This is a genomic window from Kitasatospora sp. GP82, assembly GCF_029892105.1.
Classification (GTDB): Bacteria; Actinomycetota; Actinomycetes; order Streptomycetales; family Streptomycetaceae; genus Kitasatospora.
Map to the genome: position 1 here is coordinate 165,820 of NZ_JARZAJ010000001.1, position 22,111 is coordinate 187,930.

At 69.9% G+C, this 22,111-nt stretch carries 17 protein-coding genes; 9 read left to right on the forward strand and 8 right to left on the reverse strand.

Annotated features, from left to right (window positions below; translation table 11 throughout):
• The first annotated feature begins 32 nt into the window (after window positions 1–32).
• From P3T39_RS00715 to P3T39_RS00730, 4 genes are read left to right on the forward strand one after another with little or no spacing between them, the layout of a single operon-like run.
• Window positions 33–962, forward strand: a complete 930-nt coding sequence (locus tag P3T39_RS00715; protein ID WP_280695233.1) for an ABC transporter permease — start codon at window positions 33–35, stop codon at window positions 960–962.
• A 10-nt stretch (window positions 963–972) separates the two neighbouring features.
• Window positions 973–1,917, forward strand: coding sequence for an ABC transporter permease (locus tag P3T39_RS00720; RefSeq protein ID WP_280695234.1), 945 nt, complete (start codon window positions 973–975; stop codon window positions 1,915–1,917).
• 53 nt (window positions 1,918–1,970) lie between these two features.
• On the forward strand, window positions 1,971–2,999 hold the full coding sequence (locus tag P3T39_RS00725) for an ABC transporter ATP-binding protein (protein ID WP_280695235.1): 1,029 nt from the start codon (window positions 1,971–1,973) through the stop codon (window positions 2,997–2,999).
• On the forward strand, window positions 2,992–4,011 hold the full coding sequence (locus P3T39_RS00730; RefSeq protein WP_280695236.1) for a dipeptide ABC transporter ATP-binding protein: 1,020 nt from the start codon (window positions 2,992–2,994) through the stop codon (window positions 4,009–4,011). The genes P3T39_RS00725 and P3T39_RS00730 overlap by 8 nt, the downstream gene beginning before the upstream one ends.
• Before the next feature lie 200 nt (window positions 4,012–4,211).
• On the opposite strand, the gene P3T39_RS00735 is transcribed toward P3T39_RS00730, so the two are convergent.
• The 8 genes from P3T39_RS00735 to P3T39_RS00770 all read right to left on the reverse strand — a co-directional run bounded on the left by P3T39_RS00735 (window position 4,212) and on the right by P3T39_RS00770 (window position 15,635).
• The gene (locus P3T39_RS00735) at window positions 4,212–5,912 is read right to left on the reverse strand and encodes an ABC transporter family substrate-binding protein (protein WP_280695237.1); all 1,701 of its coding nucleotides are present in this window, start codon (window positions 5,910–5,912) and stop codon (window positions 4,212–4,214) included.
• Window positions 5,913–6,046: 134 nt separating this feature from the next.
• Window positions 6,047–8,197 carry an ABC transporter ATP-binding protein gene (locus P3T39_RS00740; RefSeq protein WP_280695238.1) on the reverse strand — a complete coding sequence of 717 codons (2,151 nt, stop codon included), beginning with the start codon at window positions 8,195–8,197 and terminating at the stop codon, window positions 6,047–6,049.
• The gene (locus tag P3T39_RS00745; RefSeq protein ID WP_280695239.1) at window positions 8,194–9,192 is read right to left on the reverse strand and encodes an ABC transporter permease; all 999 of its coding nucleotides are present in this window, start codon (window positions 9,190–9,192) and stop codon (window positions 8,194–8,196) included. The genes P3T39_RS00740 and P3T39_RS00745 overlap by 4 nt, the downstream gene beginning before the upstream one ends.
• A 48-nt stretch (window positions 9,193–9,240) precedes the next feature.
• Complete coding sequence (locus P3T39_RS00750; RefSeq protein ID WP_348534297.1) at window positions 9,241–10,047, reverse strand: ABC transporter permease; 807 nt, start codon at window positions 10,045–10,047, stop codon at window positions 9,241–9,243.
• A 734-nt stretch (window positions 10,048–10,781) separates the two neighbouring features.
• Window positions 10,782–13,571, reverse strand: coding sequence for a peptidoglycan binding domain-containing protein (locus P3T39_RS00755; protein ID WP_280695241.1), 2,790 nt, complete (start codon window positions 13,569–13,571; stop codon window positions 10,782–10,784).
• Between the two features lie 339 nt (window positions 13,572–13,910).
• Window positions 13,911–14,360 carry a DUF6113 family protein gene (locus P3T39_RS00760; protein ID WP_280695242.1) on the reverse strand — a complete coding sequence of 150 codons (450 nt, stop codon included), beginning with the start codon at window positions 14,358–14,360 and terminating at the stop codon, window positions 13,911–13,913.
• Window positions 14,357–15,316: an N-acetyl-1-D-myo-inositol-2-amino-2-deoxy-alpha-D-glucopyranoside deacetylase gene (gene mshB, locus P3T39_RS00765; RefSeq protein ID WP_280695243.1), complete on the reverse strand. Its 960-nt coding sequence runs from the start codon at window positions 15,314–15,316 to the stop codon at window positions 14,357–14,359. Before mshB ends, P3T39_RS00760 begins: the two co-directional genes overlap by 4 nt.
• Window positions 15,317–15,440: 124 nt before the next feature.
• A complete protein-coding gene (locus P3T39_RS00770) occupies window positions 15,441–15,635 on the reverse strand; it encodes a DUF2304 domain-containing protein (RefSeq protein ID WP_280695244.1) in 195 nt (64 codons plus the stop codon).
• Window positions 15,636–15,963: 328 nt separating this feature from the next.
• Between P3T39_RS00770 and P3T39_RS00775 the strand changes: the two genes are divergently transcribed.
• From P3T39_RS00775 to P3T39_RS00795, 5 genes are all read left to right on the forward strand, one after another.
• Window positions 15,964–18,087, forward strand: a complete 2,124-nt coding sequence (locus P3T39_RS00775) for a prolyl oligopeptidase family serine peptidase (RefSeq protein WP_280695245.1) — start codon at window positions 15,964–15,966, stop codon at window positions 18,085–18,087.
• A 331-nt stretch (window positions 18,088–18,418) separates the two neighbouring features.
• On the forward strand, window positions 18,419–19,393 hold the full coding sequence (locus P3T39_RS00780; RefSeq protein ID WP_280695400.1) for an ABC transporter ATP-binding protein: 975 nt from the start codon (window positions 18,419–18,421) through the stop codon (window positions 19,391–19,393).
• Window positions 19,390–20,112, forward strand: coding sequence for an ABC transporter permease (locus tag P3T39_RS00785; protein WP_280695246.1), 723 nt, complete (start codon window positions 19,390–19,392; stop codon window positions 20,110–20,112). Before P3T39_RS00780 ends, P3T39_RS00785 begins: the two co-directional genes overlap by 4 nt.
• A gap of 8 nt (window positions 20,113–20,120) precedes the next feature.
• Window positions 20,121–21,374, forward strand: a complete 1,254-nt coding sequence (locus P3T39_RS00790; RefSeq protein WP_280695247.1) for a histidine kinase — start codon at window positions 20,121–20,123, stop codon at window positions 21,372–21,374.
• Between the two features lie 41 nt (window positions 21,375–21,415).
• Window positions 21,416–22,054 (forward strand): response regulator transcription factor, encoded by a 639-nt coding sequence (locus P3T39_RS00795; protein WP_280695248.1) that lies wholly within the window; start codon window positions 21,416–21,418, stop codon window positions 22,052–22,054.
• Window positions 22,055–22,111 lie beyond the last annotated feature (57 nt).

Genomic DNA, 22,111 nt, shown 5'->3' on the forward strand with positions numbered 1-22,111 from the left:
CTCTGCCGCGACCCCACAGAGAGGCACATGCCATGGGTAGGTATCTGCTGCGAAGGCTCGGACAGATGATCGTCGTGCTGCTCGGCGCGACGCTGATCCTCTTCGCCTGCCTGTTCGTCATTCCCGGCGACCCGGTCGGCTCGCTGGCCGGCAGTGAGCGCTCGCGCGACCCCGCGGTGGTCGAGCAGCTGCACAAGCGCTACGGGCTCGACAAGCCGCTGATCGTCCAATACGGCACTTACGTCAACAAGTTGGTGCACGGCGACATGGGAGAGGACTACACCCAGCGCCGCCCGGTCGCCGAGATCCTCGGCCCCAAGCTGGTGAACACGTCCAAGCTGGCCATCGCCGCGATCGTCTTCGACGCGGTGATCGGCGCGGGGGTGGGTGCGCTCGCCGCGCTCAAGCGGTACTCGCTCTGGGACACCGTGGTCACGCTGATCACCACCATCCTGGTCGGGTTCCCGACCTTTGTGATCGGCATGCTGATGCTCAACCTCTTTGCCGTACAGCTCAAATGGGTGCCGGTCATCGGTGACCCGAGCGATCCGGTGCAGGTCGTCCTGCCCGCGATCACCCTGGCCATCATTGATGCCGCACTGGTCGCCCGCCTGATGCGCGGCACCATGCTGGAGGTGCTGCGGGCCGACTACGTGAAGACCGCCATCGCCAAGGGCGTGCCCCGGCGGCAGGTGCTGCTCAAGCACGTCATGCGCAACTCGGTCATCCCGGTGGTGACATACATCGGCATCTCGTTCGGCAGCCTGCTGGGCGGCGCGATCATCACCGAGACCATCTTCAACTGGGACGGCATCGGCATGGCGATGTCCACCGCGATCCAGCAGCAGAACAACCCGATCGTGGTCGGGGTGGCGACCTGGGGGGTCGCCATCTTCGTGCTGCTCAACCTGGTCGTCGATCTGCTGTACGCGATGCTCGACCCCCGAATCCGGCTGAGCTGAGGGCGCCGATATGACTGACGACAAGACGACCACAACTCCCGTGTCGGGCAAGGTGGTTCCGCAGCAGCGCAAGGACCGGACCCCGGCCGCCGGCTCGGCCGAACCGGCCATCAAGGTGGTCAAGGAGTGGCAGGAGGTCTGGCACCGCTTCGCCGCCAACAAGCTCGCACTGGTGGGCCTGGTCCTGGTCGTGGGCCTGCTGCTGACCGCCGTCTTCGCTCCGCTGATCGCGCCGCACGACCCGCTGAAGCAGGACCTCATGAACACGCTCAAGCCACCGAGCGGGGAGCACCTGTTCGGCACCGACATCCTGGGCCGCGACCAGCTCTCCCGGGTGATCTACGGCTCCCGGATCGCGGTCATCGTCGGTGTGGTCTCGATCGTGCTCACGCTGCTGATCGGCGTCGTGCTCGGCGCGATCGCCGGCTACTACGGCCGGTTCTACGACACCCTGACGATGCGCGTCGCCGATGTGTTCTTCGCCTTCCCGCTGCTGATCGGCGCGATCATCATCATCACCGTGACCGGGCGGGGCGTCTGGCCGGTGGTGCTCTCGCTGGCGATCTTCGGCTGGGCCACCGTGGCGCGACTGCTGCGGAGCTCGGTGCTCTCGGCCCGTGAGATGGACTATGTGCACGCGGCCCGCGCGCTGGGCGCAGGCCATGCGCGGGTCATCCTGCGGCACATCCTGCCCAACTCGATCGCCCCGGTGGTCATCTACGGGACGTTCAACGTCGGCACCGCCGTGGTCGCGGAGGCCTCGCTCTCCTACCTGGGCGTCGGCGTCAGCCCGGAAGTCCCGGAGTGGGGCAACATGCTCGCGGCCGGGCGGGGGTTCATCGGCGTGTACGACTACATGTGGACCCTTCCCTCGCTCGCGGTGGTGCTGACCTCGCTGGGCTTCATCTTCGTCGGCGACGGCGTACGCGACGCGCTCGACCCCAAGCTGCGGTGAGCGGCATGGAGTTGACGGACGTGACGGGACCCGGAGACGGCAGGAGCAGGGCGATGGCGAAGTCGGAAGAGAGTGCGGCCGGGGCGGCTCTGTTGCAGGTCGACGATCTGCAGGTGGAGTTCGTGACCCGGGACGGCGTGGCCAGGGCGGTCAACGGCGTCAGTTACAGCGTCGGTGCGGGTGAGACGCTGGCGGTGCTGGGCGAGTCGGGCTCGGGCAAGTCCGTCACCGCCCAGGCCGTCATGGGCATCCTGGACATGCCTCCGGGCCGGATCACCGGCGGCCGGGTGCTGTACCGGGGACAGGACCTGCTCACCATGCCCGAGGAGCAGCGGCGGAGGATCCGCGGCCGGAAGATTGCGATGATCTTCCAGGATGCGCTCTCGGCGCTCAACCCGGTCTTCTCGGTGGGCTGGCAGCTCGGTGAGGTCTTCCGGGTGCACGAGGGGATGTCGAAGAAGGACTCGCTGCGCAGGGCCGTCGAGTTGATGGACCGGGTCCGCATCCCGGCCGCCGCCCAGCGCGTCAACGACTACCCGCACCAGTTCTCGGGCGGTATGCGTCAGCGCATCATGATCGCGATGGCGCTGGCCCTCGAACCGGATCTGATCATCGCGGACGAGCCCACCACCGCCCTGGACGTCACCGTCCAGGCCCAGGTGATGGACCTGCTGGCGGAGCTTCAGGCCGAGTACAACATGGGCCTGATCCTGATCACCCACGACCTCGGCGTGGTCGCCGACGTCGCGGACAAGATCGCGGTGATGTACGCGGGCCGGATCGTCGAGACCGCCCCGGTGCACGAGCTGTACGCCGGCCCGGCGCACCCGTACACCAAGGGTCTGCTCCGTTCGATCCCGCGCCTGGACCAGAAGGGCCAGGACCTGTACGCGATCAAGGGCCTGCCGCCGAGCCTGCTGCACATCCCGGACGGCTGCGCGTTCAACCCGCGTTGCGAGCGTGCCGCCGACCGGTGCCGGGCCGAACTGCCGCTGTTGCAGGCAGTGTTGGACGAGGACGGTGCTGACCTGCCCGGTCGGCGCAGCGCCTGCCACTTCTGGAAGGAGACCCTCCATGGCTGAGCCGATCCTGGAGGTCAGGAACCTGGTCAAGTACTTCCCGCTGACCCAGGGCGTCCTCTTCAAGAGGCAGATCGGGGCCGTGCAGGCGGTCGACGGTATCTCCTTCGAGCTGCACAAGGGCGAGACCCTGGGCATCGTGGGGGAGTCGGGCTGTGGCAAGTCCACGCTGGCCAAGGTGCTGATGAGCCTTGAGCGGGCCACCGCCGGCGAGGTGCTGTTCAAGGGCGAGGAGATCTCGCGGCTGAAGGGCGCGGCGCTGAAGGCTGTGCGGCGGAACATCCAGATGGTGTTCCAGGACCCGTACACGTCGTTGAACCCGCGTATGACGGTGGGTGACATCATCGGGGAGCCGTTCGAGATCCATCCGGAGGTGGCGCCGAAGGGCGACCGCCGCAAGGCTGTTCAGGATCTGCTGGATGTGGTGGGCCTCAATCCGGAGTACATCAACCGGTATCCGCACCAGTTCTCGGGCGGTCAGCGCCAGCGGATCGGTATCGCACGCGGGTTGGCGCTGAAGCCGGAGATCATCATCTGTGACGAGCCGGTGTCGGCGCTGGACGTCTCGGTGCAGGCGCAGGTGATCAACCTGCTGGAGCAGCTCCAGGGCGAGTTCGACCTGTCGTACATGTTCATCGCGCACGACCTGTCGATCGTCCGGCACATCTCGGACCGGGTGGGCGTGATGTACCTGGGCAAGATGGTGGAGATCGGCTCGGACGAGCAGATCTACGAGCACGCGACCCACCCCTACACCCAGGCGCTGCTGTCGGCGGTGCCGGTGCCGGACCCGACGGGCCGTGAGGGACGCGAGCGGATCATCCTGTCCGGGGACATCCCCTCGCCGGCCAACCCGCCGTCGGGCTGCCGCTTCCGCACCCGCTGCTGGAAGGCCGAGGAGCGCTGCTCGACCGAGCTGCCGCTGCTCGCGGTGCCCTCGCTGGAGGGCCCGGCCGCCCACGAATCCGCCTGCCACTTCGCGGCGGAGCGCGAGGTCGAGCAGAGCGCGGCGTGAGCGCGAGGTCGAGCAGAGCGCGGCGTGAGCGCGAGGTCGAGCAGAGCGCGGCGTGAGCGCGAGATGGCGCAGAGCGCAGCCTGAGTAGCGACGCCGACGCACCGGGCCCCGGCGGGAAATCCCGCCGGGGCCCGGTGCGTTGGCCGGATCGGATCGGATCGGATCGGATCGGATCGGATCAGATCAGACCTGAGCTGTCATCACTTGGTGAGGCCGATGTTCTCGTAGATCGGGTCCGAGAGACCCGCGGAGCCGAGGTTGGCAACGGCCTTCTTCACACCGTAGATGGCCGGACGCTGGTACAGCGTGATCAGACCGGCGACCTTCCACTCCTCGGCGTCCGCCTTGTCGAGGCCGGCGAGCTCGCCTTCGGCGTTGGGCGCCGCAACGGCCTCGTCCAGCGCCTTGTCCAGCGCGTCGCTACCGACCTGGCTGTAGTTGGAGCCGCCGTTCTGCTTGTACTGCGGCATCATCGAGCTGGCGGCGAACGGGTTGCCGAGCAGCGAGTAGATGGTCATGTCGAAGTCGTACTTGTAGACGTACTTGTCGAAGAACTCGTTCGACGGAGCGGTGAAGATGGTCAGCTTGATGCCGACCTGCTGCAGCATCTGGGTCAGCATCGAACCCTCGCTGGTGGCGATGGTGACGCCGGCCGGGATGACGAGCTTGAGCGCGAGCTCCTTGCCGTCCTTCTTCCGGACGTCGCCGTCCATCTTCCAGCCGGCCGCGTCCAGCGTCTTCTTGGCCGCCTCGGGGTCGAACTTGCTCAGACCGCCCGAGTTGTCCTTGTAGCCGTTCTGGGTCGGCACCAGGAAGTGGTTGTTCATCGCCGCGGGCGGCCAGCCCAGGCCGTTCAGGTCGGACTTGGCGATGGTGTCCCGGTCGACCGCCTGGAAGATGGCCTGACGCACCGTCGGGTCGGTCAGCATCGGGCTCTTGCCGTTGAGCATGATGTGGCGGAAGTCGGGGCCACCCGCGATCCGGGCCTCGCCGTCGGCGGTGGACTGGATCTGCTTCAGGCCGGCGGCGTCCGGGCCGTTGTTGAAGAAGTCGATCTCGCCGTTGGCGAAGGCCTGCGGCATGGTGTTGGTGTCCATCGCCTTGAAGACGATCTTGTCCAGCAGCGGCTTGTCACCCGTGTAGGTGGGGTCGGCCACCACGGTGACGGTCTTCGCGGTCTGGTCGATCTTGTCCAGCTTGAACGGGCCGGAGGTGACCGGGATCTTGTCCACGTACGCGGTGTTGAAGACGTCCGGGGTGGCGACGTACTTCGCCGGGAACAGCGGCGCGTTGGCGACGGAGTTGAACATCCCCTTCCAGTCCGAGTACGGCGCCTTGAAGGTCATGATGGCCTGGTAGTCGTCAGCACCCTTGACGACGCTCTCGACCTGGTCGAAACCGGCGGTCGAGGAGACCTTGAAGTCCTTGTTGCTGCCGTTCTGGGCCTGCCAGTTCGCCTGGATGTCCTGCCAGGTGATCGGGGCGCCGTCGGACCACTTGGCCTTCGGGTTGAGGGTCCAGGTGACGACCTGCTTGCCGTCCTTCATCGCGGACGTGGCGTCCAGCAGGTACGCCTTGTTCGGGGTCTGGGTGCCACCGGCGTCCGAGCGCCAGAAGGTCGGCATGAGCGCCTTGGCGACGTCGATGGTGGAGGCCTCGTTGCCGTCCGCCTCCAGCGGGTTCCACTGGCTGGACATCTGGTCGATGGCCCAGTTGACGGTGCCGCCCTGCTTCAGCGCGGCACGGTCCTTGGCGTTCATGGCCACCTGGGTCGGCTTCGGCGCATCGGACACGGCCGGGGCGGCGGAGCTGTCGCTCTTGCTGCTGGAACAGGCGGACAGCGACAGCGAGGCGGCAGCGATGGTGGCGACCAGCGCGACCGGGATCCGGTTGTGCTTCAAGGGGTTCCCCCTGGTGTGTACGGAACGGTGAGTGAGCCCAGCGGTGCCGCCCGCGTTGGCGGATAGTGCTGGTGGTTCGGGTGGTGCGGCGGTGCAGGTGGTGCACGGCGCCCGAAGGCGCAGCTCGGTGGGGGTCAGATCACTTCGAGGGCCTTGGCGAAGTGGCAGGCGGCCGAGTGGTCGTCGGCCAGCTTCGCGCTTGCGGGGTCCTCGTCGCGGCAGCGCAGCTGCTCGGCCTCGTCGAGGCTCAGGTACTTCGGGCAGCGGTTGCGGAACCGGCAGCCGCTCGGCACGTTGGCCGGGCTCGGCAGGTCACCGGTGAGCAGGATCCGCGTCCGCTCGCGCTCCCGGCGCGGGTCCGGGAGGGGAACGGCGGAGAGCAGAGCCTGGGTGTACGGGTGGGAGGGTGCGTCGAAGATCGACTGGGTGTCGCCGACCTCGACGATCCGGCCCAGGTACATCACGGCGATCCGGTCGGCGATGTGCCGGACCACCGAGAGGTCGTGGGCGACGAACAGGTAGCTGAGGCCGAGCCGGGTCTTGAGCTCGTCCAGCAGGTTGAGGACGCCCGCCTGGATGGAGACGTCCAGAGCGGAGACGGGCTCGTCCAGGACGACCAGCTTGGGCTCCAGAGCCAGTGCGCGGGCGATGGAGATGCGCTGACGCTGACCGCCGGAGAACTCCTGGGGGTAGCGGTCGGCGTGGTCGGGGTTGAGGCCGACCAGTTCCAGCAGCTCCGGGACGCGGGCGGCGATCCGCTCCTTGTCCCAGCCGTGGGTCTTGAGCGGCTCGGCGAGGATGTCGCCGATCGGCATCCGGGCGTCAAGGGCCGCCATCGGGTCCTGGAAGACGATCTGCATGTCCCGGCGGAGCGTCTTGCGGTCGGCCCGGTTCATGCTCCGGGTGTCCTTGCCGAAGACCGTGACGGTACCGACCTGGCCCTTGGGCAGGTCCAGGATCTCCAGCAGGGTGGTGGTCTTGCCGCAGCCGGACTCTCCGACCAGGCCGAGTGTCTCGCCCTCGCGGATGTCCAGTGAGATGCCGTCCACCGCGCGCACCACGCCGACCTTGCGCTTGACGACGGCGCCCTTGGTGAGCGGGAAGTGCTTGGTCAGGTTGTCCAGCTCCAGGACGGTGGCGCGCTCACCACGGGGGCGCTGCTCCAGGTCGGAGGCTTCGGGAACTTCGGGCACCGGGTAGATGGCGGCCGGGTCCAGGGTGTCGCCGAGCTCGTGGCTGCGGTGGCAGGCGGTGGGGTGGGTGTTGCCCTCCTTCACCGACAGGGTGGGCTCCACCTCCCGGCAGCGGTCGATCGCGATCGGGCAACGGGCCGCGAAGGGGCAGCCCTTGGGCAGCTCGACCATGGACGGCGGGTTGCCCTCGATCGGGGTGAGCGCCCGGCGCTCGGTGTCGTCCAGGCGCGGAATCGAACCCAGCAGACCGATGGTGTACGGCATCCGGGGGGAGTAGTACACCTCGTCCACGCTGCCGGCCTCGACCGGCTTGCCCGCGTACATCACCTGGACGCGGTCGGCGAAGCCGGCGATCACGCCGAGGTCGTGAGTGATCATCACAATGGCGGCGCCGGTGACGTCCTGGGCCTTCTTCAGGACTTCGAGGACCTGGGCCTGGATGGTCACGTCGAGCGCGGTGGTCGGCTCGTCGGCGATGATCACCTTGGGGTCGTTGGCGATCGCCATGGCGATCATCGCGCGCTGACGCATGCCGCCGGAGAACTCGTGCGGGAAGTTGTCCACCCGGCGCTTGGGGTCCGGGATGCCGACCAGGTCGAGCAGCTCGATGGAGCGCTCGCGAGCCTGCACCTTGGTCAGGTCCTGGTGGATCTGCAGCGCCTCGACGATCTGGGTGCCGACGCTGTAGACCGGGGTGAGCGCGGACAGCGGGTCCTGGAAGACCATGCCGATGTCCTTGCCGCGGATCTTGGACATCTCGTTGTCCGAGAGGCCGAGCAGCTCACGCCCGTTGAGCTTGACCGAGCCGGTGACCGCGGCGCTTTCGGGCAGCAGGCCGAGCACGGCCATCGAGGACACGGACTTGCCGGAGCCGGACTCGCCGACGATGCCCAGCACCTCGCCCGGGCGGACGGCGTACGAGACACCGCGCACCGCGCGCACCTGGCCGGCCTCGCTCGGGAACGCGACGTGCAGGTCGCTGACTTCGAGGACGGGCTGAGAGATGTCCAGCCGGGTGTCGGTCACCGGTCGGAGTCCTTCCTTGGTACGGGTGCTGTCCGAGGGCTGCGAGGGGTTGGTCGAGTCCGTCATGAGGGGCTCAGCACATCGGTGGAGGTGGTCGGACCCTGCAGCTGGTTGGACAGGTTGGTCGCGCCGGCCTTCGTCTCGCCGGTCTTGATCTTCTTGGCCTTCGCCTTGGCACCGGAGGCGTTCGGGTCGAGGGCGTCACGCAGGCCGTCACCGATGAAGGAGACCGCGACACCGATCAGCACCAGGCAGCCGGCCGGGAAGTAGAACAGCCACGGGTACGCCGGGGCGTTGGTGGTGTTGTCGGAGATGATCGTGCCGAGCGAGACGTCCGGCGCCTGGATGCCGAAGCCGAAGTAGGACAGGCCGCTCTCACCGATGACAGCCGCACCGACCTGGATCACCGTGTCGATGATCAGCAGCGAGGCCATGCTCGGCAGGATGTGCCGGAAGATGATGACCGGGCCGGAAACGCCCATGTACTTGGCGGCCTTGACGAACTCACGGTCCTTCAGGGTCAGCGTCATGCTGCGCACCACCCGGCCGGTGATCATCCAGCTGAACGCGGACAGCAGCACCACGAAGATCAGCCAGCCGGCCTTCTGGAAGGCGGGCGACATCACGGCGACGAGCAGGAAGCTCGGCAGCACCAGCAGCAGATCGACGATCCACATCAGGATGCGGTCGGCCCAGCCTCCGTAGTACGCCGCGAAGGCACCGACCGCGCCCGCGACCAGGGTGCTGATGACGCCCACCAGCAGACCGATCACCAGGGACTTCTGCAGGCCGCGCATGGTCAGTGCGAAGAGGTCCTGGCCGCCCTGGTTGGTACCCCACCAGTGGTCGCCGCCCGGAGGGGCGTTGAACGCCATGTAGTCGTGGTACAGGTAGTCGTACTTATTCACCAGCGGGCCGATGTAGGCCATCAGGAAGAGGATGACCATAACGGCCAGGCCCACCAGGGCCAGCCTGTTACGGGCGAACCGGCGGATGGTCAGTTTGGTGCGGCTCTGCCGCTTGGCGGTCTTCTTGGGCTGCTCGGTCGTTGCGGTGCTCATGGCTTCTTCTCCTCTGCTGAGTGCGGGACGTGATGCTCGGCCGGTGCGTCAGCGCACCCGGACACGCGGATCGAGCGCCGCGTACATCAGGTCGGAGAGGATGCCCGCGATCAGTACCAGCACGGCGGTGAACAGTGAGACGGCGGCCGTCGCGTTCACGTCGTTACGGGTGATCGAGTTGACGAGCAGTTCGCCCATGCCGTGCCAGCCGAAGGCCTTCTCGGTGAAGGTGGCGCCGACGAACAGCAGGACGATGTTGTAGACCAGCAGCGGGACGACCGGCAGGATCGCGGTCCGCAGACCGTGCTTGACCAGGGCGGTCCGGCGGCGCAGACCCTTGGCCCGCGCGGTGCGCAGGAAGTCGCTGCCGAGCACGTCGAGCATGGTGCTGCGCTGGTAGCGGCTGTAGAGCCCAACCTGAATCAGGACCAGCGTCAGGCCGGGCAGCAGCATGTGCTCGGCGCGGTTGCCCAGCGCTGCGAAGTCCCAGTGGCCGGCGAACTCGGGGTCGGTCTCACCGGTGAAGTGGATGGTGCCCGCACCGAGGAACTGGATCGACGCCAGCTTGAGGAAGAGAGCGAGTACGAAGGTCGGCATGGCCAGAATGAAGAACGAGGCCAGGGTGGTGACCCGGTCGAAGAGCTTGTACTGCTTGATGGCGCCGAGCGCGCCGAGCGCGACACCGCCGACCGAGCCGACGAGGGTGGCCAGCAGAAGCAGCCGGGTGGAGACGCCGATCCGGCGGCCCACCTCGTCGTTGACCGGGGACCCGTCGATGGTCTTGCCCAGATCGCCGTGTGCCACGCCGTCAGCCCAGGTGATGAATCGGGTGACGATCGGCGTGTCAGGGTTCATGTTCACGTCATCGAGCGTCTTCGCGATGGTCGACTTCGCCAGCGGAGGGTTGCGACCTTCGTAGTTCGATTGCGGGTGCAGGCTCAGCCCTGCTACGAAATACGAGAGGGAGGCTGCAAGCAAGACCAAAATCAGATTATTGGCCAGCTTGCGCAGCAAATAGCGACCCAAGGTGGTTCTCTCCCTCGTGCTGTCCCGCGTTCGCCGACTGCACAAGTCCCCGTCTGCGCGATCCGTGAGGATGGCGGGTCCCGCACTTGGTGCTTCGGGGCGTCTCGGATGTCGGACTGTTGGTCAGAAATGCGACAGCCGCTGTGGAACGGCTTGCTGCCACATCTTGCTGACCTTGTGAACGCTTGTCGACCGGCGTGGGATCAATTATTGGTAACGCCGCAGCCAATCCGTGAGGTCGATGGCCGTTTTGACCATCGGTTCATCGACTCAAGGCGCAGGCTGCGGGCCATTTTTCAGGTTTGAATGCCCCCGGAGCGCATGGTTCCACTGCCGTGCGGTAGTTGATGTGGTATGTCCGGTTATAGGCCGCCACTGGCGAGGATTCGCCAGTGGCCAGGTGATGATGTTCCGGCAAAGCCAAGAGGTCATTACTGAGCGTGAGTATCCGATATTCGGACATACCTCGCCGCTGAGCGTGGCACGGTCGGCCGGGAACGGCAGAGGCCCGGGACCGGGACCTGTGGACAGGTCACGGCCTCGGGCCTCGGAGAAGGTGCGGGTCAGGTGGTCTGGAAGTGGTAGACCCGGTCCTTGGCCGCCGTCTTGTCGATGACGGAGGCGATACCGTCCGCCACGTCCTGCGGAGTGATCGTCACCAGGGCGCCGTTCTTCTTGATCTTGACCTTGTCGAAGGCGACCTTCTTCAGCGCGTCGTTCAGCTTGTCGAGGTCCCACTTCAGGACGACCTTGCCGGAGTCGTCCGGTGCCAGGGTGAGCGCCTGACTGGCCGTGACCTTGCCGAAGTCGAACTTCTTGGTGCCCGCCAGGACCGACACCGTGCCGTTCAGCACCGACTTGCCGAGACTGTCGGCGGCGGCCTTCAGAGCGTCCTCGGTGACCTTGGGCTGGGCCGCGGCCACCGGCACGGTCACCACGGCGTCCGGCTTGCCCGCGGCGCGGTCCCGGTACGCCTGCTCGATCAGGTCGAGCGCGGCATTGGCGTCCACGGCCTGCCCGGCCTTGCCGGGGACGACCTCGGTCTGACCGTCGGAGGTGAAGCGGACGTACCCCTGCTGGAGGCCCTGGCTGGACTTGCCGCTGAGGCTGTCGAGCGCCGCCTTGAGCTTGGCCCGGTCCACCCTCACCTCGGGCTCGACGGCCTTGCTGCCGCCCGCCAGCGAACCGATCACCTCGACCGGGTTGTAGCTGTGCTTGGTCAGCCCGTCCACGGTGGCCGTGGTGTCGAAACTCAGACCGGCGGTGGCCGGGTCGAGATCGACCGTCTGGTCGCCGAGCTTGAGCTTGAGCGGCTGCTGTCCGGCCTTGCCGACCGAACTGTCCAGCGCGCTGACGGCCTGGTCGCGGGAGTCGCCGCCGATGTCCGTGCCGAGCACCGTGGTGCCCTTGGGGATATCGGCCTGGTTGAGCATCAGCCCCGTCCCGTAGGCGGCCGCACCGGCGAAGAGCAGCCCGCCGACCGCGTAGGTGGCCAGCTTGCGGACTCGGCCACGACGGGGCTTGGCGGCGGGGGTCGACGGGGACTCCGTCTTCGGCTTCGAGTCCTTCGACTCCTTCGAGCCGTTCGCCTCGTCGGCCCCGCCCGAATCCTTGGAGGGCGTCGAGCCCTTGGGGTCCTGAGCGCCCTGCGGCGCCGGCTCGAAGGCGGGGACTGCCGCCTGTGGGAAGCCGGCGACGGGCGATGCGCCCTGAGGGCCGGAGGCGCCGGGAGCGCCTGGAGCACCGGGGAACGGAGCGGGCGATTCGGCGAAGCGGCCCCGCGTGGGCTGGCCGTTCGCGAACGGGCGCGTCCGGTCGGCGGCCGAGGGGTCCCGCGGGCCGGAGCCGGGCCGGCCGGGGGCGAAGGGGTCGCTCCCGGGCGCCGCAGGGGGCGCCGAGCCGAACAGGTTGGCAGCGGGCAGCCCGGATATGGCGGAGGTCTGCGCATCCTCGCCGATCGGGTCGAAGCCGCCGATCCGGGTGTCCTCCGGCTCGCCCATGGCGGCGGCCGGTCCTGTGGCCGACTCGGAGCGCCTGGGTGCGGCCTGACGGCGTGGCGCAGCGGCAACGGTCCGGAAGGGGTCGGCCGGGAGCCCGCCCTCCGCGAACGGGTCGGCGGCACCCTGGCCACCCGCGAACGGGTCGGCCTGGCCGCCGGCGAAGGGCGCCGCTGCGGCCCGGTTGTCCCGGTACGGGTCGGTCGGGGCCTGGCCGCCGGCGAACGGGTCGGCTGCGCTCCGGTTGCCGGCGAAGGGGTCCGCCGGAGCCTGGCGGCCGCCCGGGGCGGGATAGCTCTGGGCGGAGTCGGGCTCGGGCGCGGCCTCGCGGTGCGGGGTGGCTGAGTACGGGTCGTTGGCGGGCCGCTCCTCGGGCCGGTGGCCAGGGCCCGCGCCGAAGGCGGCGCTCTGCCCGGCGTCCCGGGCGAACCCGGCGTCGGCCTGGCGGGGCTGCTGCCCGGCCGCGAACGGCGAAGCCGGTGCGCCGGACGGCCGCGCTCCGGCCTCGCCGAGAGTGCCACCCGGGCCCGGCCGCTCCTGGGCCGGCAGGCCCTGGGCTGCCCGGTCCTGCCTGAGCCGGTCCTGCATGGCCCGGTTCTGCGCGGTCCGGTCCTGCCTGTCCTGGCCCTGGAGAGCCTGGCCCTGCATACCCGGGTCCTGGAAGCCCTGAGCGCGCATCGGACGCTCCTGAAGGGGCATCCGGTCCTGGGGCGCTCGCGCACCGGCACCCGCGGCGGCGGCACCGCCGGCGACAGCTGCGCCGGCGACGCCCCCGGCACCCGCACCCACCTGCGCGGGCCCCGCGTCCTGCTGGCGGCCCCGCTGGCGCGGCCGGAACCACTCGCCGGTCGACTCCGGGGAGTCGCCCTGAGCGTCCGCCTCCGCCTGCTGACGGCCGTTCTGCCACTCCGGCGGCAGGTTCGGCGGCGTCGAAGCCCGGGCGGCGGGGTCGATCATCCCGAGCACGGGAGAGGACGGATTGCCGGAGCGGTGGCGCGGTCCGGACGGCCCGGTGGGCTCGGCCGGAGCGGCTTCCTCGTTCTTCACGGGGCTGCGCACCACCACAGGCGGGATCGGCCGTGACCCGGGGATGTTGATCCGGATCCTGGTGGTCAGCGTGGTCTCGGTCCTGGGCCCGTCGTCCTCCCCCGTGTGCGGGGTGCCCGCCGTTGTCCCCGGCTCGGCCGCCGACGGACCTGCCGGGCCGAAGGGGTCGGGGCCGACCCCGTTCGGGAGGCCCGTGCCATACGGCGGGGTGCCCGACGGGTAGACGTCCGGTCCCTCCCCCGGCCGCCGGCCGGGGGAGCCCCCTGGCCGGCGCGGCGGGTACGCGCTGTCAGATTCGCGGCTGCTCAATGCTGCTCTGCTCCGGGTTCGCGGCGCACTGTGGAACGGGCGGCCGCGGGTTGTGGGGCGTCAGCCCGGTCGAGCGCCGACTGGCGCCGCTCGATGGACCGGACAACCCCTCCGACACCAGTCTTCTTTTCGTGTTGGCTGCGGCAGGCCGCCGGCCTCGTGATTGGGCGAAGGTACCTGCTTGTCCCGTGCACCGCATCGGCCGGGGCCGGTTCTGCCGTTGAACCACCTTACTGGGAAGAAGGACGCGGCGAACTGGTTCGGATAGAACCTGATACGTCCGGGTTCCTCCGATATGAGCCTACGTGCGGGGCTCCCTGACTGCTCGTCGCGGGGTGTTCAGCGCCCGGGTCCGGCCGCCCCGAAGCCGAAACCGGACCGCGTCGGCAGCGTGGCGCAGATCACGCCGCCGACCGCGCCGAGGAAGAGATAGGCGTACGAGGTGAGGTCCGCGGACAGGACGAAGTCGCCCTCGGGGCGAGGGCTCATCAGGATCAGCAGCATCAGGAACCAGCCGGCCAGCGGCACTCCGGCGCCCAGTCTGGTGCCGGTGAGCCGCAGGCCGCCGTAGAAGACGCCCAGGGAGGCGAGCACCGAGAGGATCATCCCGAACGGTGGCCAGAGCGCCTGCACGAAGCAGCCGCAGAGCGAGACCAGGATGCCGAGCGGGAAGAGGAGCACGTACGCCACGATGCGCCCGGCGCGCGGGGGCTGGGCTTCGGCCAGCCGCTCGGCCTGGCTTCCGAGTACCCGCGCCGGGAGGCTGCGCGGCTTCGGGGGAGTGCTCATCGGAAGGACTCCGCCTTCGTGTCGGTGGTCTCCGAACCTTCCGTCCGCCGACCGGATGCGTCCGGCGCCGCCAGGTCCAGACCGGAGAAGAGATCGGTCTCGGGCTGGTCCGGACCGAGTTCGCCCCTCACCAGCTGGTAGTACTCGGTCGTCACCACCGGCTGCGCAAGGTGGTTGCTGAGTGCGAAGAACTCGCCGTTCACGGTGATTTGGGTGCGGTGTGCCCGCAGCGCCGCCGTCTTGGCCGCCGCGTGGGCGGAGCCGTCGAACGCGGTGGTGATCAGCTCGTCGTCCACCACACCGGGGATGTCCCCGGGCCGGGCCACCCCGGGGAAGGGCTTGAGGGCGGCGGCCCCGGCCAGCCCGCGGTCGATCACCGAGCGCGGCATCCGGTTGTAGTAGACCTTGGCGATCCGCCAGGCCGCGCCGAGCCGGGGGCGGAAGTCCGGATCGGCGGCCAGCTCGTACGCCCGCAGGGCGACCAGGTGTGCCTTGATGTGGTCGGGGTGGCCGTAGCCGCCGTTCTCGTCGTACGTCACCAGTACCTGCGGCCGCACCTCGCGGATCACGGCGACCAGATGCCCGGCGGCCTCGTCCAGGTCCGCCTGCCAGAAGCAGCCGGGGGCGTCGTTCTCGCGTACGCCCATCATTCCGGAGTCCCGGTAGCGTCCCGGCCCACCGAGAAAACGGAAGTCGGCGACACCGACCGCCTGCATCGCGGCGGTCAGCTCGCCGATCCGGTACCGGCCCAGGGTGTCCTCCCGGTCGGCCGTCAGATGGGCCAGCTCGGGCGGGATCACCTCGCCCCCCTCGCCGAGGGTGCAGGTCACCAGCGTGATCGCGGCCCCCTCGGCGGCGTAGCGCGCCATGGTGGCGCCGTTGCCGATCGACTCGTCGTCGGGGTGGGCGTGCACCAGGAGCAGGCGCCGGTTCTGCTGGTCGGTGGCAGAGGTCATGGACAGCAGCCTATCGACCGGATTCGGGCGCACGGAGCCCGGCGCCCGGCGGCCGGTGGGCGCGACGCCGCGGCCGGGTGGGACGAGCACCTCGCCGCTCCTTGATCCGCCGTCACCTGGCGCCCTAGAGCTTCAGGCCATTGATCATCCCTGCGAGGTTGCTGGTCACCTGCTGGATCGACGGGGCGATCGAGCTGGACGCGAGGTAGAAGCCGAGCAGCGCACAGATGATCGCGTGCGCCGGCTTGAGCCCCGATCGGCGGATCAGGACCACCACGATGACCAGCATCAGCATGGCTGCGGAGATGGACAAAGGCATGACGGCTCACACCCTTTCTCGGGTGCGCCACCCTCGGCGAGGGCGGCAGTCGGGACGTGCGGGACAAGCTCTCGACCCGGGCCCGACCCGGTGCTCTGGCGCACCTGGACGCGACGATTCCGAATCGACGAGTCAAGGAATACCCGATCGGTGAGGAGTGCATTACTTTCCGTGAGTCTGCATGGTCGGAGCACGGGAGCGCCCCCGGGGCGCATGGCCCGGTGAGAAGGGGTGTCGGGGCCGCGCGGAGCCAGTTCGGGGCGCTGCTCCGAACGAGTGATCACGAGTCGCCCCGGACGGGTGGTCGGGGGTCGTATGGTCTGGTGTCATGACCACCGACACACCTGCGGACACCTTTCCCCGGCAGCATGCGCGCACCCTGCGCTACACCGTCGGAGCGCCCCGGTCCTTCGCCGTCGCACCCGATGGCTCCCGGGTCGCCTTCCTGCGCTCGAAGTCCGGCAGCGACCGGGCCAACCTGCTGTGGACGCTCGACGCCGCCACCGGCGAGGAGCGGATCGCCGCCGACCCCTTCGACCTGCTCGGCGGCGGGGAGGAGGACCTCTCCCCCGAGGAGAAGGCCCGCCGCGAGCGCAGCCGCGAGGGCTCGGCCGGGATCGTCGGCTACGCCCTGGACGGCGCGGGCACCCAGGCCGCCTTCGCGCTCTCCGGCCGCCTCTTCCTGGCCGACCTCGTTGCCGGTACCACCCGTGAACTCCCCGCCGCTGGGCCCCTGTTGGACCCGCGACCGTCGCCCGACGGCAGCTGCGTCGCCTATGCGACGACCTCCGGGGAGCTGCGGATCACCCGCACCGACGGTAGCGGGGACCGCGCGCTCGCCACGCCGGAACAGGACGGGGTGACCTGGGGTCAGGCCGAGTTCATCGCCCAGGAGGAGATGGACCGCGACCGGGGCTACTGGTGGTCTCCCGACAGTGACCGGCTCCTGGCCGCCCGCGCCGACGACGCGCCCGTCCAGCGCTGGTGGATCGCCGACCCGGCCAACCCCGCCAGCACCCCCGCCGAGGTCGCCTACCCGGCGGCCGGCACGCCCAACGCCGAGGTCGGCCTCTGGGTGCTCGGCCTGGACGGCTCGCGGGCCGAGGTGCGCTGGGACCGCGAAGCCTTCCCGTACCTGGCCCGGGCGCACTGGTCTGCGGGCGGCGCGCCGCTGCTGCTGGTGCAGGCCCGCGACCAGCGCAGCCAGCAGATCCGTACGGTCGACATCGCCTCCGGCGCGACCGAGCTGCTGGTCGAGGAGCAGGACGCGAGCTGGCTGGAGCTCTTCGCCGGTGTCCCCGCCTGGACGGCGGACGGGCAGCTGGTGCGGATCTCCGACGAGAGCGGCGCCCGTGCCCTGGTGGTGGGCGAGCGTACGGTCACCGGTGACGAGCTGCACCTGCGCTCGGTGGTCTCGGTCGGCGCGGACAGCGTGCTCTTCGCCGCCTCGGCCGGGGCGGGCGAGGCGGTCCTGGAGCCCGGCGCGATCGGTGTGTTCGAGATCGGCCTGGACAGCGGCGCCCAGCCCGTCGCGCTGGGGGAGGCCGGTGTGGTCTCCGCCGTCCGGGCGGGCGGGGTGACCGTACTGTCCTCGGCCGACCCGACGTGGGCCGGGGCGAGGGTGGAGGTCCTGCGCGAGGGCAAGGTGCTCGCCACCGTCGCCTCGTACGCGGAGACGCCGCTGCTCACCGCCAGGCCGCAGTTCACGCTGGCCGGTGAGCGGCGCCTCCCGTGCGCCGTCTTCCTGCCGACCGGCTACGACCGTGAGCGGGACGGGCTGCTGCCCGTGCTGATGGACCCGTACGGCGGGCCGCACGGCCAGCGGGTCGTCCGGGCGCACAACCCGCACCTCACCTCGCAGTGGTTCGCCGACCAGGGCTTCGCCGTGGTCGTCGCGGACGGGCGCGGCACCCCCGGGACCAGCCCGGCCTGGGAGAAGTCCATCGCCTTCGACTTCGCCGGAGCCACCCTGGACGACCAGGTCGCGGCGGTCCAGGCGCTGGCGGGGGAGTTCCCGCTCGACCTCGGCCGGGTCGGCATCCGCGGCTGGTCGTACGGCGGCTACCTGTCCGCACTGGCCGTGCTGCGCCGTCCGGACGTGTTCCACGCGGGCATCGCCGGTGCGCCCGTGACGGACTGGCAGCTGTACGACACCCACTACACCGAGCGCTACCTCGGCCACCCCGCCGAGCGGCCCGAGGTCTACGCGGCCAACTCGCTGATCGAGGACGCGCCGAAGCTGGAGCGTCCGCTGCTGATCGTGCACGGCCTGGCCGACGACAACGTCGTCGCCGCGCACACCCTGCGGCTCTCCTCCGCCCTGCTCGCCGCCGGGCGCCCGCACAGCGTGCTGCCGCTCTCCGGAGTCACCCACATGACCCCGCAGGAGCAGGTCGCGGAGAACCTGCTGCTGCTCCAGGTCGACTTCCTGAAGAACGCGCTGGCGCGCTGAGTTTCAGAGGCGCTGAGTTTTCAGGGGCGCGGGGAACTGCGCGAAAATCGGAAGGCGACTTCGTTCACCCGGGCCCGGTGGGTCAGTTGCACCTCGTTGCTTCCTGTGGGGCGGTGCAGGTTGCTCTCCGGAGGACAAGTACAGCCCGGTGTCTTCCGATTCGCGCAGTTCCCCGCGCCCCTCAAGAACCCCTGCGGGGCGCCTAGGAGCCCCCTTGCGGGGCCGCCGCATGACATCCGTCATAGCGAGGACACGACGGTGCACACTGCCGGGGCACCCCCCGATCGCGGGACTCTGAGGAGGTCGGCGATCAGGAGAGGGCGTGGGACGGATGAGCACGGTGACGGCGGGGCCGAGGGCGGACGGGGAGGTCGCCGCCTTCCGGAGGGTCAGCAAGAGCTACGGCCGGGTCAAGGCGGTGAACGGCCTCGATCTGGTGCTGCGGCCCGGTGAGACGGTGGCGCTGCTCGGCCCCAACGGGGCCGGGAAGTCCAGCAGCCTCGACCTGCTGCTCGGCCTGCGCGAGCCGGACCAGGGCAGCGTCTCGCTGTTCGGCGGCACGCCGCGCGCAGCCATCGAGGCCGGCCGAGTCGGCGCGATGCTGCAGAGCGGCGGTCTGATGGGCGACGTCAAGGTCCGAGAGCTGGTGAAGTTCGCCTGCGACGTCCACCCGCGCGGCCACCGGGTGGACGAGGTCCTGGCGAACGCGGGCATCACCGAGCTCGCTGACCGCAAGGTGGACAAGCTCTCCGGCGGTCAGGAGCAGCGGGTGCGCTTCGCCCTCGCCGTCGCCGGTGCCAACGATCTGATCGTGCTGGACGAGCCGACCACCGGGATGGATGTCTCGGTCCGCCAGCAGTTCTGGGCGAGCATGCGGGCCCAGGCCGACGCCGGACGCACCGTCCTGTTCGCCACCCACTACCTGGAGGAGGCCGACTCGATCGCCGACCGGGTGCTCGTCCTGCACCGGGGTCGGCTGATCGCCGACGGTTCCTCCGCCGAGATCAAGGCCAAGGCCGGCGCCCGCCGGATCAGCTTCGAACTGCACCCTGCCGACGGCCCCGGCGAGGAGACGGTCCTGCGCACCCTGCCGGGCACCGTGAGCCTGGACGTCACCGGCCGCGCCGACGGCGTGCGGACGGTGCGGATCCGCAGCTCGGACGCCGACGCCGGCGTCGCCGCGCTCTACCGCGCCGGGCTCTACCCGCGCGGCCTCGAAGTCACCAGTCTCGGCCTGGAACAGGCCTTCCTGACCATCACCGGCGAGCAGGACGCTGCCGACTCCACCGAGGAGGACGCACGATGAGGACCTTGATCCAGCTGGAGGTCATGCGCAGCCTGCGCAACCGGCGGTACCTGATGTTCACCGTGCTCTACCCCGCGCTGCTGTACGTCTTCTTCATCAGCGCCTACAGCGGCGGCAATGTGGCGGGCGGCATCCCGGCGAAGTCGTACTTCATGGTCTCGATGGCCACCTTCGGTGCGGTCGGCGCCGTGCTCACCGGCAACGCCCAGCGGATCGCGCTGGAGCGCAAGAGCGGCTGGGTGCGACAGCTCCGGCTGACCGCGCTGCCGGGGCGGGCGTACACCTTCGGCAAGATCGCAGCCTGTGCGGTGACCACGCTGCCCGCGATCGCGGTGGTCTTCGCGATCGGTGCGATCGAGGGCGTGAAGCTGTCGGCCGGGCAGTGGCTGGGCCTCGCGGCGGTGCTCTGGCTCGGCAGCTTCGTCTTCGCCGCGCTGGGGGTGGCGCTCGGCTACGCCGCGCAGCCGGAGGCGGTGCAGCCGCTGGTCATGATCATCTACATGCTGATGGCGGCCTTCGGCGGCACCTGGTTCCCGGTCAGCGGTTCGCTGAAGAACTTCGCCCGGTTCAACCCGGTGTACCTGTACAACCAGCTGGCCTCCTTCGTACAGCCGGGCCACTCGATGAACACCACCGCCGCGGCCGGGATGGCCGGCTTCCTGGCGGTCTTCGTCGCCGGTGCGGCCTACCTGTACCGCAAGGACACCAAACAGGCATGATGGCCGACATGTTCAAGACTCGCCTGCCCAGCCGCCCCGACGATGCCGGGGAGGACGGGCAGGCTCAGTCGTTCGGGAACATCCCCGGCGCCCAGGTGGAGAACCGGCGCCAGCTGGTGGTCAAGCTGGCCTGGATGTCGATGTGGATGATCTATCTGATCTACCCCGTCAAGGACCTCGTGGGCGCCAGGCACGGCACGGCCGCCACGGTGGCCGGGGCGCTGGCCCTGGCGCTGTTCCTGGCCTCCTACATGAGCCTGGTCGCGGTCCGTGCGACCAAGCCGGGGTCCTGGCGTGGCAGCTACCTGATCGTCGGGCTGATGATGCTGCTGGCCGTGGCCACGTCCTTCGGCCTGGGCGAGGCGTGGCTCACGCTCTTCACCTACTGCTCGGTCTGTGCGGCCACCGTGCTGCCGCCGAGGCTGGGACTGCGCGGGGTGGCCGGGACGACCGCCCTGGCGCTGGCCGTCGCACTGCTGACGCACGCGGAGACCGACACCCTGGCCGGGATCGTCCTGCCCTGCTTCCTCGGCGGCCTCGCGATGACCGGCTTGCAGCGGCTGGTCACCACCATGCGGGAGCTGCGCGAGGCCCGGGCCGCCGTGGCGCACCTGGCCGCCGCAGAGGAGCGGCTGCGCCTCGCCCGGGACCTGCACGACCTGCTCGGCCACTCGCTCTCGCTGATCACGCTCAAGAGCGAGCTCGCCGGACGCTTCATGGACCAGGACCAGCAGGAGGCCGCCAGGGCCCAGGTGGCCGACATCGAGAACGTGGCCCGCCAGTCGCTGGTGGACGTCCGGGAGGCGGTCGGCGGCTACCGCAGGCCGACCCTGCCGGTCGAGCTGGCCGCCGCGCGCACCGCCCTGACGGCGGCCCAGGTGACGCTGGAGGCCGATCCTGCGGTGGCCGAGGACCGTCCGGGACTCGGTGGCCAGGAGGCCGGTGCACTGGCCTGGGCGCTGCGCGAGGCCGTCACCAACGTCGTACGGCACGGCGAGGACGCCACCGTCTGCACGGTGACCATCGACGAGACCTGGGAGGGCGACGGCGAGCGCTACGCGGTGCTCGAAGTCGCCGACAACGGGCGCGGCCCCGGCAAGTCCTCGCCGGGCAACGGACTCTCGGGCCTGGAGGAGCGGCTCGCCCTGGTCGACGGCCGGCTGGAGACCGGTCCCGGGCAGCGCGGCAAGGGCTTCCGTCTGCGGGCGATGGTGCCGCTGCGCACCGTCCCCGTGCCGACGGCCGACAGCGTCCGGGAGTGACCGGCGTCCGGGATGCGTCCCGCCGTGCCTAGGCTGGCCGTATGACTGACGAGACGCCAGAAGCGACCGTACGCGGTGTGAGAGTCCTCCTCGCCGAGGACCAGGGGATGGTACGGGAGGCGCTGGCCGCACTGCTCGGACTCGAGGGGGACATCCACGTCGTCGCGCAGGTCGCGCGCGGGGACGAGGTCGCCGACGCGGTCGAGGCGCATGACGTCGAAGTGGCCGTACTGGACATCGAGATGCCCGGGATGACCGGGATCGACGCGGCGGCCGAGCTGCGGCGCCGCAGGCCCGGGACGAAGATCGTGATCGCCACCACCTTCGGACGCCCCGGCTATCTGCGCCGGGCCATGGAGGCCGGGGCGGACGCCTTCCTGGTGAAGGACGCTCCCGCCTCCGAACTCGCCGAGGCGATCCGGAGGGTGCTGCGCGGCGAGCGGGTGATCGACCCGGCGCTGGCCGCGGCCGCGCTGGCCGAGGGCGCCAACCCCCTGACGGCCCGCGAGCGGGACGTCCTGGCGGCGGCGGCCGACGGTGCGGTCAACGCGGACATCGCCAAGCGGCTGCACCTCTCCGAGGGCACCGTACGCAACTACCTGTCGATGGCCATCCAGAAGACCTCGGCGCGCAACCGGGCCGAGGCGGTACGGGTCGCCAAGGAGAAGGGCTGGCTCTGACCCCTTGCCCCGGAAGGGGCTTCCCGGCTCCTGGAAGGCCCGCCGGCCTTGTGGGTG

What these genes read in the sequence shown, in the direction of transcription:
- P3T39_RS00715 (WP_280695233.1), top strand. Translation starts at nt 33, where the DNA reads ATGGGTAGGTATCTGCTGCGAAGGCTCGGACAGATGATCGTCGTGCTG.
- P3T39_RS00720 (WP_280695234.1), top strand. Translation starts at nt 973, where the DNA reads ATGACTGACGACAAGACGACCACAACTCCCGTGTCGGGCAAGGTGGTT.
- P3T39_RS00725 (WP_280695235.1), top strand. Translation starts at nt 1,971, where the DNA reads ATGGCGAAGTCGGAAGAGAGTGCGGCCGGGGCGGCTCTGTTGCAGGTC.
- P3T39_RS00730 (WP_280695236.1), top strand. Translation starts at nt 2,992, where the DNA reads ATGGCTGAGCCGATCCTGGAGGTCAGGAACCTGGTCAAGTACTTCCCG.
- P3T39_RS00740 (WP_280695238.1), bottom strand. Translation starts at nt 8,197, where the DNA reads ATGACGGACTCGACCAACCCCTCGCAGCCCTCGGACAGCACCCGTACC.
- P3T39_RS00745 (WP_280695239.1), bottom strand. Translation starts at nt 9,192, where the DNA reads ATGAGCACCGCAACGACCGAGCAGCCCAAGAAGACCGCCAAGCGGCAG.
- P3T39_RS00750 (WP_348534297.1), bottom strand. Translation starts at nt 10,047, where the DNA reads ATGAACCCTGACACGCCGATCGTCACCCGATTCATCACCTGGGCTGAC.
- P3T39_RS00760 (WP_280695242.1), bottom strand. Translation starts at nt 14,360, where the DNA reads ATGAGCACTCCCCCGAAGCCGCGCAGCCTCCCGGCGCGGGTACTCGGA.
- mshB (WP_280695243.1), bottom strand. Translation starts at nt 15,316, where the DNA reads ATGACCTCTGCCACCGACCAGCAGAACCGGCGCCTGCTCCTGGTGCAC.
- P3T39_RS00770 (WP_280695244.1), bottom strand. Translation starts at nt 15,635, where the DNA reads ATGCCTTTGTCCATCTCCGCAGCCATGCTGATGCTGGTCATCGTGGTG.
- P3T39_RS00775 (WP_280695245.1), top strand. Translation starts at nt 15,964, where the DNA reads ATGACCACCGACACACCTGCGGACACCTTTCCCCGGCAGCATGCGCGC.
- P3T39_RS00780 (WP_280695400.1), top strand. Translation starts at nt 18,419, where the DNA reads ATGAGCACGGTGACGGCGGGGCCGAGGGCGGACGGGGAGGTCGCCGCC.
- P3T39_RS00785 (WP_280695246.1), top strand. Translation starts at nt 19,390, where the DNA reads ATGAGGACCTTGATCCAGCTGGAGGTCATGCGCAGCCTGCGCAACCGG.
- P3T39_RS00790 (WP_280695247.1), top strand. Translation starts at nt 20,121, where the DNA reads ATGTTCAAGACTCGCCTGCCCAGCCGCCCCGACGATGCCGGGGAGGAC.
- P3T39_RS00795 (WP_280695248.1), top strand. Translation starts at nt 21,416, where the DNA reads ATGACTGACGAGACGCCAGAAGCGACCGTACGCGGTGTGAGAGTCCTC.